Genomic DNA, 13755 nt, shown 5'->3' with positions numbered 1-13755 from the left:
TCTTATTTGCCCCAGCAATCACACCTAGAGTTTACGCAGACTAAGTGACGGCTTAGGCTGCGTTTAATTGTATTAAGTTAGGCTAGTGACCCTTGCTCTTTCTGCTTTTTCAGCTGGTGCTGTAGGCTGAGCTTGTGCTTTTTGGCGCTCATCAAAGTAGTTTTTGGCTGCAATGATAAGACCCAGGCCTAAGAAAGCGCCAGGAGGTAAAACGGCAACTAAGAATTGACTATCAAAGCTCAACACTTCAATACGTAGTGCAGTAGCCCAGTCCCCAAGCAACAGCTCCGCACCATCAAATAAAGTACCTTGCCCGATAAGTTCACGCATTGCGCCTAAGATGACCAACACGGCAGCAAAGCCCAGACCCATCATTACACCATCCCATGCAGACAATATAGGGGGGTTTTTTGATGCGTAAGCTTCTGCGCGACCAATAATAGCGCAGTTGGTCACAATCAAGGGAATGAAGATCCCCAAAGATTGATACAGCCCAAACGTATAGGCGTTCATTAGCAACTGAATGATGGTAACAAACGCGGCAATGATCATCACAAATACTGGGATACGTATGTCTTTGGGTACCCAATTTCTGACGATAGATACGGTGACGTTAGAGCCAACTAATACAAGCAAGGTTGCGATCCCAAGGCCTAAGGCATTGGTAACTGTGCTGGTGACAGCAAGCAGGGGACATAAGCCAAGCAGCTGTACCAAGGCGGCATTATTTTTCCAAAGTCCCTCATGGGCTAGTGTTTTGTACTCGCTCATAGCTGTTCCTCTTGGCAAACATTGCTTTGTGCAAATAGGCTGTCAAAGTTTTGATGAGCAAACCAAGTAGCCGCATTCACAGAGTGGACAACCGCTCTAGGTGTGATGGTTGCCCCAGTAAATTGATCGAACACACCGCCTTCTTTTTTAACATTAAAGCGTTGGTCTTCTGCTGATTGTACTGTCATACCTGCAAAAGAGTGTACCCAGTCTGACTTTTTAACTTCAACTTTATCACCCAAACCTGGGGTTTCTTTATGCTGAGTAATACGCACGCCAGCAATTTCTGCATTGGCGTATACGGCAGTTAACATGTCGATATTACCACTATAACCTTCAGGGGTAATATGCTGCACTAATAAAGCGACAGGCTGACCATTTTGCTTAGCACGATAGATTCGATGTGGTCCATTAGGGCCAAGCTCTGGTGCATCACTTTCGACGCAATCTAAATACAGTTCATTATTGTATTTGTCAGCGGGGAGTACCTGCGTCAAGGTTCGCATCAGGTGATTCTTTTCTTGCGCTTCGATACGAGGTGCTGTGAGCTGTTGAACGAGCGCAACGGTACCTGTTGTGGCAAGGGCAAAGGCGGTGAGGATCGCGCCATTTTTTTTCATTGATGCTAGGATCATTTCTTTGCTCCATGTCCATAAGTACGTGGCTGTGTGTAGTGGTCTATCAAAGGTACTGCCATATTCAGTAGCAGTACCGAAAATGCCACGGCATCTGGATATCCGCCAAATTGCCTGATCAGATAGACTAGCAGGCCAATAAGGGCACCGTAGATAAGTCTGCCTTTATTTGTGGTCGATGCTGAGACAGGATCCGTTGCGATGAAAAACGCCCCGATCATGGTTGCGCCGCTCAGTAAATGAAATGCAACGCCAGCTTGACCACCTAACAGGTAGCCAAATAAGCTACAAACACCCAAAGAGGCGATCATGGCAACTGGAATATGCCAGTTTATGACCTTTGCTTTAAGCAAATAAAGTCCACCAAGGAGGTAAGCTAAATTGACCCATTGCCAGCCCTCACCTGCAAATCGATTAAATGCGCTATTATCCATAGCCTCTTGCACTGTGAGGCTTTGTCCCATGGCTGTTTTGACGTGATCCAAAGGCGTCGCACCGGTCGCACCATCAATGACTTGTCTTGCTTGCTCTAGTGATAAGCCTGAATAAGTTGCTTCCGTAAAAATTAATGCAATTTGATCAAATAGTGTGATAGGCGCATACAGCAGAGATTGAACTGGTAACCATGCAGTCATTTGCACAGGAAATGAAATGAGTAGCAGGACGTATGCGGCCATAGCAGGATTGAATAGGTTAAAACCAAGCCCACCATAAAGCTGTTTTACAATTATAATCGCAAAACATGCACCAATCACGACCACCCACCAAGGCGCCAAGGGTGGCACACTGACGGCGATTAAAACACCTGTGAGCCACGCGCTTCCATCACTGAGCGTTGGCCAAATTGGACGACCTCGCAGTTTCAGCATAGCAGCTTCTGCAAGACTCACTGTCGTGAGTGCCAGTGCCAATTGAATAAATACGCCGATACCAAAAAAATAGCTTTGCACCAAGATCCCAGGTATACAGGCTAACATCACGCAAATCATGAGTTTGTTAACCGATTTAAGGCTGTGGTTATGGGGCGATGAAGCCATGGTTAATTTCATGACAGATCATTTCCTTCTTGTTCTTGGGCTTTCTTTTTAGCTTTGGCACGCTCAACGGCGGCACGTATGGCGGCTTTACGCTTATCTTCAGGGCTGATTGCTTCGGCTTCTGTGTCTGAGCTTGATGATGCATCACTCTCAGGTTCTTCATCAACGACTGGCTCTTCGACTTGCTCAGCTTCTTTGGCGGCTTTTTTCGCTTTGGCACGGGCGATGGCTGCAGCAACAGCAGCTTTGCGCGGATCTTCCGGCTCGTCTTCAACGACGGGCTCTTCCACTTGCTCAGCTTCTTTGGCGGCTTTTTTCGCTTTGGCACGGGCGATGGCTGCAGCGACAGCAGCTTTGCGCGGATCTTCAGGTTCGTTTTCAACGACCGGCTCTTCCACTTGCTCAGCTTCTTTAGCGGCTTTTTTTGCTTTGGCACGGGCGATGGCTGCAGCGACAGCAGCTTTGCGCGGATCTTCAGGTTCGTCTTCAATGACGGGCTCTTCCACTTGCTCAGCTTCTTTGGCGGCTTTTTTTGCTTTGGCACGGGCGATGGCTGCAGCGACAGCAGCTTTGCGCGGATCTTCCGGCTCGTCTTCAATGACGGGCTCTTCCACTTGCTCAGCTTCTTTGGCGGCTTTTTTTGCTTTGGCACGGGCTATTGCAGCGGCAACAGCTGCTTTGCGTGGATCTTCCGGCTCGTCTTCAATGACGGGCTCTTCCACTTGCTCAGCTTCTTTGGCGGCTTTTTTTGCTTTGGCACGGGCTATTGCAGCGGCAACAGCTGCTTTGCGTGGATCTGCTGAGTCATCTTCTACGACGGTTTCTGTTGTTGATTCACCATCTTTAGCAGCTTTTTTCGCTTCAGCACGGGCGATGGCAGCAGCGACAGCTGCTTTTCTTGGATCATCTGTTTTCACGTTGTCAGAACCAACTGCGCTGTTTTGCTCAGGTTCTTGTCCAGCCTTTTTCGCTTTAGCACGGGCGATAGCTGCAGCGACAGCTGCCTTACGAGGGTCATCTGTCGATGCTTGCTTTGGTTCGTCACCTGATTTTTTCGCTTTGGCGCGTGCAATTGCAGCCGCGACTGCAGCTTTGCGTGGATCTTGTTCTTGCGCTTCTAAATTATCAGCTTGAGCAGCTTTTTTCGCTTTGGCACGAGCAATAGCCGCTGCAACGGCATCTTTCGGTGCACTGTCTTTATCTGAGCCTGCTTTCTCTTCTTTGTACTTTCTTGCTTGCTCTTTTCTTTTTGCTCGTTCTAGCGCTACTGCACTGTTGTCAGGCTCAAGTGCGGATGTATCGCCCTCTGCCTTTTTCGCTTTAGCGCGTTCAATGGCTGCTTGCACAGCAGATTGCTCTGGGCGCTTTTTCTTAACTCGCTCAAGTGCTTCAGACACTTTGGCCTTATCTTTGGCTGGTGCACTGCGAGCTGGTCGCTTATGGCGGTTTTGCCTTTCTTCTTGCTCTTTTTCAAGGCGCTCTTTACGGGCTTCAAAGCGTTCTTTAGCTCGCTCCGCTTTTACTTTTTCAAGTTTTTGTTCGCGGATCTCCGCTTTGGCAACTCGATAGTATTGAACCAGTGGAATTTCACTTGGGCAGACATAAGAACATGCCCCACACTCAATACAATCAAATAGGTTGTACTCTTCTAATTTGTCGTATTCCTGGCCTTTGGCAAACCACTGTAATTGCTGTGGTAATAGAGTTTGTGGACACGCATCAGCACATGCACTGCAGCGGATACAGGCTTGTTCCTGACCTGCGACAGCTAGCTCTTGGTTATCAGGTGCCAAGATACAGTTTGTCGTTTTGACAACGGGTATTCTCACTGTAGGCAATGTGAAGCCCATCATCGGACCCCCCATGATCACGCGCTGATCCTCAACAGGGGTAAAGCCTTGGCTATAAACTAAGTGCTTTACTTCAGTGCCGAGTAAAGCCCACACGTTTTGTGGATTATTTATGGTATTCCCAGTTACGGTCACAACCCGCTCTATTAAGGGCTTACCTTCATAAACCGCTTCACTAACGGCAAACAGTGTACCGACGTTTTGTACCAAAACCCCAACGTCTGCAGGGATCCCACCACTGGGGACTTCTTTAGAGGTCAGAACCTTGATGAGCTGTTTTTCGCCACCGGAGGGGTATTTAGTTGGAATAGAGCGAACCAGTATTTTGTTGTTGTGCTTGGCGGCTTGTTGCATAGCTGCCAGAGCTTCTGGCTTGTTATCTTCTATACCAACTAGTGCATATTGCGGCGATAAGATAGACATCATCACTTCCATGCCCCGGATGATGCCTTGTGCATGCTCTCTCATAAGCATGTCATCTGCCGTAATATAAGGTTCACACTCAACGCCATTGACGACCAAGTATTCAATGGTTTTTGCACTATCGGCTTTCACATAGGTTGGAAAGCCCGCACCACCCATACCTGCTATGCCTGCATGGTGAATAATGTCAATGAGTGTTTTATTGTCTAGGCCATCAATAGATGAACGAGTTTCTAAATTACACCATGTGTCATTACCATCCGGTGTTAATACAATGCTTAATTCTGGCATCGCCGAAGGGTGAGCCGAAGGCATTGGCTTGATATCGGTAATGGTACCTGAAGTTGGCGCATGGATTGGCAGTGACCAGTTTGTACCAGGTTGAGTTAAGACTTGTCCCTTTAATACATGGTCGCCTTTATTAACAAGGAGCTGTCCATTGGCACCTATATGTTGCTTTAAAGGTAAGACTAGATACTCTGGTAGAGGGAGCGAACCAATAGCAACCTGATTTGAGACTATTTTTTGCTCTGGAGGGTGAATACCTCCGGGAAATTGCCACAATTTGCCGCTTTCAATTTGTTCAAGTAATGTTTCCACTTAAACCTCTCAATCAAGTTGTTTCACTGGAATAGCATCTATTTGCCATTTCCAAGATTGTTTTGTTTCAGCGACTGGGATCATGTCAATACAGTCAACAGGGCAGGGCTCAACACACAAATCGCAGCCAGTACATTCGTCTGCGATAACGGTATGCATTTGACGTGTGGCACCGACAATGGCATCCACAGGACATGCCTGAATACATTTGGTGCAGCCGATACATTCATCTTCACGAATGTAAGCGACTTTTTTGATGGGGTCAGCTTCTTCACCACCTGCAAGGGGTTTAGCTTCAACCCCCATAAGATCAGCCAGCTTTTTAACTGTAGCTTCTCCGCCCGGCGGACATTTGTTTACCTCATCGCCGTTGGCTATCGCTTCAGCGTACGGACGACAACCGGGATAACCACATTGGCCGCATTGTGTCTGGGGTAGAATGGCATCAACTTGATCTACGATTGGGTTGCTCTCTACACGATACTTAATGGCCGCGTAGCCTAGGATTAACCCGAAAATAAGAGCGAGCGCACCGATCGCGATTAATGCATATAGTAACGTCATATTAAAACTTCACCAATCCGGAGAAACCCATAAATGCAAGCGACATTAGGCCTGCTGTGATCATGGCAATCGAGGCACCTTTAAATGGAGTAGGGACGTCAGCAACGGCTAAGCGTTCTCTAAGCGCAGCAAACAACACTAAAACCATTGAAAAGCCAACTGCAGCACCAAAACCATATACGGCTGAACTAATGAAAGTGTGCTCTTTAGTAATGTTTAATAATGCGACGCCGAGTACTGCACAATTTGTAGTGATAAGTGGCAGAAAAATACCGAGTAAACGATATAGAGTCGGGCTTGTTTTTCTCACTACCATTTCGGTAAATTGCACCACGACGGCTATGACGAGGATAAAGCTCATTGTACGCAGGAAAGTCAGCTCTAATGGCATTAAAATATACTGATTAACCAAATAACTGGTGACAGAAGCAAGAGTTAAAACAAAGGTGGTTGCCAGTGACATCCCGATGGCAGTTTCAAGTTTGCTAGAAACTCCCATAAACGGACAAAGCCCGAGGAATTGCACCAACACAAAGTTGTTTACCAGCACTGTGCCGATAAGCAACAACATATACTCTGTCATTCATGCCCCTTAACTATCTATCTTCGTTTCGCAACGTGTCATAAGACTGGAAATTCTAACAATTTTCCACGCTGAGATCACAACATTTAGCAGACTTTATTTGCATTTAAATCAAAAATTGGTAGGGAATGTTGACAATTATAGGAGGGATATAAAACCCCTCCAAATTACAGGGATTTAGACTTCTTTTGGCTTTTCTATGTAGTAGCCTTGTACTCCATCTAAACAAAGCGTTTCAACGATATGTTTTTCTTCTTGGCTTTCAACACCTTCGGCAAATACACTGACACCGATACGGTGTGCTAAATCCACCATCAAGCGCATAAAGTACTGGTTGTTTTTATCTTCTTCTAAGCCACGAGTGTAACTTGCATCCATTTTTATGAAATCGGGTTTTAAATCTCTAAAAAATTTAAATGAGGTTAAGCCAACACCGAAGCGCTCTACAGTAATGCGAGCGCCCACACGATGCACCATATCGATAAAGCGCTTACTTGCTTTAATATTTTGCTGCAAACCAAACTCGCTCACTTCGAAAATTAACTTAGAGGCTAGATTACCATCTTTTAATAAGCGCCTTTCAAGCCAGATCACGAATTGGTCGCTATGTGCGCTGGATGCTGTAACGTTGATCCCAAAGAACTTCTCGTTGAAGTTTCTTGTTTTAATGAGCTCGAGCGAACTGTCGATAATGAGCTGATCAATTTCTATGGCCATTTCTAGTTTTTCAGCCATGGCTAAGAAAGAGGCAGTCGGTAACATCTGGTTATCTTCGGTTTTAAATCGAGACTGGATCTCAGCATATGCTTTGACATTTTTACCTATAGGCATAATGTTTTGCATCATCAAATTGACTCGACGGCTATCGATGACTTCTCTGATAACACGACGCCAGTTCTGATTGCCAAATCCTGCACCGACATTATTGACGATGTCACTTTCTCGCTGTAAATGCCATGCGTTAGCTTGTTTACTCTGTGCCATACTCATCGCATTATCAACAACGGATAATAATTCACCGAGTGGCTTACCAGACTCATAAGAGACGATACCTGCGTTAGCAACAGAAGAAAGTTCTTGGTTCTGTTGATATTGGGTAAACCTTGCTTGCAAAGTTTCACCAAACTGTTCAGCTTCTTTGGAAGGCACATTGGGTAAGATGACCGCAAAGTCTGAACTATTTAACCTAAATACTTGGCTACCAGTATAAGTACCGCTGACATGCTTAACTATGTCAGACACGGCACGAATATATTCATCACCTTTTTGATAGCCCCGTGTTTGGTTAATCATCTGTAATTCACTACAGCGTATCATGGCCAAGGTGCCGAAACTCTTATTGTTGGCTTGTTCAATTTGGTGTTCGTAATATTCGACAAACATATTGCGGTTGCCAAGGCCTGTGACAACATCTTTGTATGCTTCTTGTTTTATAGAGTGCGCAGCTGACTTAATGTCTTCTTGTTTGCTTTTTAAAAAGTGCGCTAAACGGTTAAATGAAGGTGCAAGCTCAGCGCCTAGCTCGGTTACTTTACCTGTATTAAAGTCTTCTTCTATGCTTTCTGTCACTTGGTTTTGCGTTATGTATACATCGACAGCATTAGCCACTGTCATACTGACATTACGGTTGAGCTTTTTATATATGGCTTGCATATAAAAGATTGGTATAAACGCAACAAGCGCTGAAATAAGCAACATCAGTAATAGCGACTGTTGCAAAAGAGATGCTTGGCTTTGTGCATTGATAACAAATTCAATTTTGATGTCTTTGGTTTTATTAACCGCGAACTGTGGACGGATAGAGTTAAAGCTGTTCGCGATGACATCAGCTAATAGAGGCAGTTGGGTAGGGGAGCCAAGCTGTAAGACGGCTTGCCCTGAAAAATCTCTGACAATGAAAGTCGAAAATACATTACCATTACTCAATGACAGGCGAATATGCTCTGGCGTCATATCATTCATGGTTTTTTCTTGAATATAGTTACTGACCATTTGCTGTGCACTTACTTGTGCACGACTTACGGCGCTGTCAAAGCTTGAAGCAACAAAAAAGCTGCCGACAGCAGAAAATAGTAACCAAGATACGAATTGTAAAAAAATGAGTTTTTTAAAGCCTGCCATTATTTATCTTCTGCCTGAAAATGGAAGAAATACCCTTTAGCATTAGTAAATGAAAATAATGCTGCCAAACACAAATATGGAATACTGAGAATTACACATACAGAACGCCACATGGTGTTTTTCCAATATGGATAATAGTTCTAATTATATAGCAAAAATTCACCAGTGAAGGTGCTTGTAGAGTAGAGCATTGAATGGAAAAAGTCTAATATATTCTGAGAATTGGCTCCCCCTCCCCGACTCGAACGGGGGACCTGCGGATTAACAGTCCGTCGCTCTAACCAACTGAGCTAAGGGGGAACAATATAGATGTAAGAGTAGTTGGCTCCCCCTCCCCGACTCGAACGGGGGACCTGCGGATTAACAGTCCGTCGCTCTAACCAACTGAGCTAAGGGGGAACTACACTTTATAACGATTTGGCTCCCCCTCCCCGACTCGAACGGGGGACCTGCGGATTAACAGTCCGTCGCTCTAACCAACTGAGCTAAGGGGGAATCGTTATACGTTTAGAAACTTGGCTCCCCCTCCCCGACTCGAACGGGGGACCTGCGGATTAACAGTCCGTCGCTCTAACCAACTGAGCTAAGGGGGAAGCATGTCTCTCAACGGGGCGAAATATTAATGACGACACGGCTAAGTGTCAACAATAAAAATCACAGTTATGCAAAAAAACTGTCTTTTCGCTGGATTAATCAACAATTAAGCTTTTTTTTAATCATCTTGTTATCCAAATAAGGCCATTCTATTGTTTTGGTGTAATGAAATTCATCATTCTATTTGGATCTATAATAAGAAAAACCTAGAGACACGCGATATTATTGTTGCTCTATTAAGCTCTGCATTCAGTAGGATATTAAGTGTTTTTTATAGCTAATGCCTCAAAAGTGTCCGAAAGGGCTGTTTTTTGCACTTTTTTAGAGATCATAAATTGTTACTGTTGGGATCTCAATTGGGATCTTAAACGTAGATTAGTTTGCAGTTCTTTTACAGTGAATTTGGTAAATATTTTACTCAAATTTAAAAGTAAAACTGCATAGTCTAACCAGGGTTAAGTTATAAGTTATTTTAAAACAAGGTCTTGTGTTGTTTTTTGGTGGTTTTTTTTAAGTTGCATATTAATTAAATTAGGCTATCAAGAGCTCAAAAAATCTATTTTCAGCTTGAGATCACCAGTTTTAAATAGAATGATCATAAACGCATAATAAATTGAACATTGAGATCCCTGCTTAGGCCTTTATTTTTAAAGGCTCTATAAACTTATCCACGGAATCTGTGGATAACATTGTTTATTAATCTTTAAGAACTCTTCGAAAGCTAAGTAAACCGTGGCATTAGGGCGACGCAATAGTTTTTTTATGTTTTTTAAAGTTTATATAATTCAACGGGATAGGTGTTTTGCTTAGAATTGGACGTGAATGTGAGTATTTTTAAAGAATTATTTCAACATTGTTTGAGTGATGTGCAAAAAGTGAGCCGAAGAATAGCTGGATTTGAAATAAAATTGACATTTTTTGTGCAGATTGGGTTTTGACAAGAAATTGGGTAAAAAAAACAACTTTTATAATAAAAGTGGTTTGGAGCGCCTCTATCATATTATGGGCAATAATAGCGTGGCATCATCTAGAATGATGATTTAGAATGATGGGCTGTTGAAAGAGGTATCATATTTTATGTCCGCAGTACGTCAATCTAGTTCCAATAGCGATATTTTGACTGGTTCAATACCAGCGACTTTAAAGCGTATGACCGTGCCAATGATATTTGGCATGATCATGTTAATGAGCTTCAATTTAGTTGATACATTTTTTATCAGTTTATTGGGCACTGAGCCGCTTGCAGCGGTCAGCTTTACGTTTCCTGTGACATTCACCATCATCAGTTTAGCAATAGGTTTGGGAATAGGCACTTCGGCTGTCATTGCCAAAGCATTGGGAAGTAAAGATATAGAAGAAGCAAAGTTTGATGCTTTTGTCTCTCTTATATTGGCTGCTGTACTGGTGGCTTTACTTGCTGCATTGGGCTATTTACTTATGGATCCGATATTCACCTTGTTGGGTGCTGATCAGAGTACGCTCCCTTATATACATGATTATATGAATGTGTGGTTTTTGGGCGCCGTGTTTTTAATTACGCCAATGATAGGTAACTCGGTTTTAAGGGCATCTGGTGATACTAAAACGCCCAGTATGATTATGGGACTTGGTGGTTTAATTAATGCAGTGTTAGATCCAATCTTAATTTTTGGGTTCGGACCGATTCCTGCACTTGGGGTACAAGGCGCAGCCATTGCTTCTGTCATCGCTTGGGCTGTGGGTGTGGTTGTTATTATTTACTTATTAGCGATAAAAAAGCGACTTTTAAGCTACTCAAGTACAACACAAAGTATGTGGGAAGCGGTGATTAAAATTATGAAAATAGGCTTGCCTGCGGCAGGGGCCAATATGCTTACTCCGATTGCGATGGCTGTTATGACAGCTATTGTCGCGACTTACGGGGCGCAAGCGGTTGCAGCATTTGGAGTAGGAAGCCGTATTGAGTCGATTGCTTGTTTGGTAATTTTGGCTCTATCGATGACACTACCACCTTTTGTCAGTCAGAACTATGGTGCAGGAAATTTCGCCCGCGTGAAAGAGGCTTACACCAAGACTTTGAAGTTTGTTTTGATGTGGCAGTTTGGTATTTATATATTTCTGATTTTAACCGCACATTGGGTTAGTCAAGCTTTTGGCAATGAGCCTGAAGTAATTGGGATCATCAAGCTTTTCATTTATACCTTGCCGCTGAGCTATGGTCTGCAAGGTATTATCATTCTAACGAATTCGTCTTTTAATGCATTACATAAACCGATGAATGCGTTGATCTCAAGTATTGTACGCTTGTTTGTTTTTTATATTCCTTGTGCTTATATAGGATCTCATATTGCGGGGCTTACTGGTTTGTTTGTGGGTGCTGCAGTCGGGAATTTATTTACGGCTATTGCCGCATATACATGGTTTAGTAAAACACTCAATGATATGCAACAAGAAGGTATTGAGGTGCACTCTTCATGAATGAATCTTTTGACTTAGTATCTGAATTTACTCCAAATGGCGACCAACCTACCGCCATTGCTCAGTTGTGCGATGGCTTGGAGGCTGGGCTTGCTCATCAAACGCTATTGGGGGCAACAGGCACGGGTAAAACATTCACAATGGCGAATATTATCCATAAGCTAAATCGTCCTACTATTATCATGGCGCACAATAAGACCTTGGCTGCGCAGTTATATGGTGAAATGAAAGAGTTCTTTCCTAATAATGCGGTTGAATACTTTGTTTCTTATTATGATTATTATCAACCGGAAGCTTATGTAGTTGCCAGTGACACATTTATTGAAAAAGATGCCTCTATTAATGATCACATCGAGCAAATGCGTTTATCGGCTACCAAAGCACTGTTGGAAAGAAGAGATACGATAATTGTCGCTTCGGTATCTGCTATCTATGGTCTGGGTGATCCTGACTCATATATGAAAATGATGTTGCTACTGAAAGTGGGCGAAACGATGGAACAGCGCGCGATGCTCAGGCGCCTTGCTGAGCTGCAGTACACTCGAAATGATATGGATTTCTCTCGGGGTACCTATCGAGTGCGCGGAGAGGTTATTGATATATTCCCCGCTGAATCAGAGACTCAAGCCGTGCGTGTTGAAATGTTTGATGATGAGATTGAACGGATCAGCCTCTTTGACCCTTTAACAGGTGCGGTGGATAAGCATTTGGTTAGAGCAACAATCTACCCCAAAACCCACTATGTAACACCCAGAGAAAAAATCCTTGAAGCCATTGAAAAGATCAAAGTAGAGCTAAAAGAGCGTCGCGCCTACTTGATGGATGCAAATAAATTGGTTGAAGAGCAACGGGTAGCACAGCGCACTCAATATGATATTGAAATGATGCAAGAGCTTGGTTTTTGTTCTGGGATCGAGAATTACAGCCGATATTTATCAGGTCGCGCACCTGGTGAGCCACCCCCAACCTTGTTGGATTATTTACCTAACGATGCCTTGATGATAATTGATGAATCCCATGTAACCGTCTCCCAGGTGGGAGCCATGTACAAGGGAGATAGAAGTCGCAAGGAAAACTTGGTTGAATATGGATTTAGATTGCCATCGGCAATGGATAACCGCCCATTAAAGTTTGAGGAGTTTGAGTCCATTGCGCCACAAACAATTTATGTTTCTGCGACGCCAGGAGATTATGAATTAGAACGCTCTAGTGGTGAGGTTGCCGAGCAGGTGATCCGCCCCACAGGGTTACTTGATCCACAATTAGAAGTACGTCCAGTGTCTACACAGGTGGATGACTTACTCTCTGAGATTTACAAACGAGTGGCGCTAAAAGAGCGCGTATTGGTCACGACGTTGACTAAAAGAATGTCCGAAGATCTCACTGATTATTTGAATGATCATGATGTTAAAGTGCGTTATCTGCATTCTGATATCGATACGGTGGAGCGTATGGAGATCATCCGAGATCTAAGAAAAGGCGTATTTGATGTATTGGTTGGGATCAACTTATTAAGGGAAGGTCTCGATATGCCAGAGGTATCATTGGTGGCAATTTTAGATGCGGATAAAGAGGGCTTTTTACGTTCAACGCGTTCTTTAATTCAGACCATAGGTCGTGCTGCTCGTCACTTAAATGGTAAAGCGATTTTATACGGCGATAGGATAACACGCTCGATGCGTGCTGCTATTGATGAGACTGAACGACGTCGGGAAAAACAGCAAGCTTACAATGAAAAGCATGGTATTACACCTCAAGCATTAAATAAGAAGATAACAGATGTGATGGATTTAGGTGAAGACGTCACAGAGTCAAGTGCATCGCCTAAATCAAAAGCGGGTGATAAAGTCTCGCCAATGTCGTCAGCGGGTAAATCAACAGCACAGCTCACTGAGCAAATAGCCCTGTTAGAAAGTCAAATGATGACCCATGCACGCGAACTCGAATTTGAGAAGGCGGCACAGGTTCGAGATCAGATCCAGTTATTGCAACAGCAGCTGTTAAATAGCTAGATGACATAAAGTTATCACGAAGCAGTGCGATAATGTCGCGCTGCTTTTTTGTGTCTGAATTGATAAACATTAGATGCTAAGTTGGCGAAAAACAGTTAAATTATCTAC

At 43.7% G+C, this 13755-nt stretch carries 9 protein-coding genes and 4 tRNA genes; 2 read left to right on the top strand and 11 right to left on the bottom strand.

All coding sequences use genetic code 11. The annotated features are described in order from the left end of the window. Window positions 1-72: 72 nt before the first annotated feature. From S4054249_RS17425 to S4054249_RS17375, 11 genes are all read right to left on the bottom strand, one after another. A complete protein-coding gene (locus tag S4054249_RS17425) occupies window positions 73-771 on the bottom strand; it encodes an electron transport complex subunit E (protein WP_046354111.1) in 699 nt (232 codons plus the stop codon). Continuing rightward, complete coding sequence (rsxG, locus tag S4054249_RS17420; protein WP_046354110.1) at window positions 768-1406, bottom strand: electron transport complex subunit RsxG; 639 nt, start codon at window positions 1404-1406, stop codon at window positions 768-770. The genes S4054249_RS17425 and rsxG overlap by 4 nt, the downstream gene beginning before the upstream one ends. Further along, window positions 1403-2455, bottom strand: coding sequence for an electron transport complex subunit RsxD (gene rsxD / locus S4054249_RS17415; RefSeq protein ID WP_046354109.1), 1053 nt, complete (start codon window positions 2453-2455; stop codon window positions 1403-1405). The genes rsxG and rsxD overlap by 4 nt, the downstream gene beginning before the upstream one ends. Continuing rightward, entirely contained in the window at window positions 2452-5316 is a 2865-nt protein-coding gene (rsxC, locus tag S4054249_RS17410) for an electron transport complex subunit RsxC (protein WP_081231490.1), read from the bottom strand. The genes rsxD and rsxC overlap by 4 nt, the downstream gene beginning before the upstream one ends. Before the next feature lie 9 nt (window positions 5317-5325). Then, on the bottom strand, window positions 5326-5880 hold the full coding sequence (rsxB, locus tag S4054249_RS17405) for an electron transport complex subunit RsxB (protein ID WP_046354966.1): 555 nt from the start codon (window positions 5878-5880) through the stop codon (window positions 5326-5328). A 1-nt stretch (window position 5881) separates the two neighbouring features. Beyond that, the gene (gene rsxA, locus S4054249_RS17400; RefSeq protein ID WP_046354965.1) at window positions 5882-6463 is read right to left on the bottom strand and encodes an electron transport complex subunit RsxA; all 582 of its coding nucleotides are present in this window, start codon (window positions 6461-6463) and stop codon (window positions 5882-5884) included. 177 nt (window positions 6464-6640) lie between these two features. Further along, a complete protein-coding gene (locus S4054249_RS17395; RefSeq protein WP_046354964.1) occupies window positions 6641-8584 on the bottom strand; it encodes an EAL domain-containing protein in 1944 nt (647 codons plus the stop codon). Window positions 8585-8807: 223 nt separating this feature from the next. Next, window positions 8808-8884, bottom strand: a tRNA-Asn gene (locus S4054249_RS17390). Window positions 8885-8906: 22 nt separating this feature from the next. Further along, window positions 8907-8983: transfer RNA gene (locus tag S4054249_RS17385), tRNA-Asn, on the bottom strand. A gap of 19 nt (window positions 8984-9002) precedes the next feature. Further along, window positions 9003-9079 (bottom strand) — tRNA-Asn (locus tag S4054249_RS17380). A gap of 21 nt (window positions 9080-9100) precedes the next feature. After that, window positions 9101-9177, bottom strand: a tRNA-Asn gene (locus S4054249_RS17375). Between the two features lie 1078 nt (window positions 9178-10255). Between S4054249_RS17375 and S4054249_RS17370 the strand changes: the two genes are divergently transcribed. Together S4054249_RS17370 and uvrB are read left to right on the top strand one after the other, a co-directional pair. Beyond that, the gene (locus S4054249_RS17370) at window positions 10256-11635 is read left to right on the top strand and encodes an MATE family efflux transporter (RefSeq protein ID WP_046358520.1); all 1380 of its coding nucleotides are present in this window, start codon (window positions 10256-10258) and stop codon (window positions 11633-11635) included. Then, a complete protein-coding gene (gene uvrB, locus S4054249_RS17365) occupies window positions 11632-13647 on the top strand; it encodes an excinuclease ABC subunit UvrB (RefSeq protein ID WP_046358521.1) in 2016 nt (671 codons plus the stop codon). The genes S4054249_RS17370 and uvrB overlap by 4 nt, the downstream gene beginning before the upstream one ends. The last annotated feature ends 108 nt before the right edge of the window (window positions 13648-13755 follow it).

This window comes from Pseudoalteromonas luteoviolacea (genome assembly GCF_001750165.1).
GTDB classification, from domain to species: domain Bacteria; phylum Pseudomonadota; class Gammaproteobacteria; order Enterobacterales; family Alteromonadaceae; genus Pseudoalteromonas; species Pseudoalteromonas luteoviolacea_G.
The sequence above is the reverse complement of the archived record's forward strand: the minus strand, read 5'-3'. Positions and strand labels throughout refer to the sequence as shown.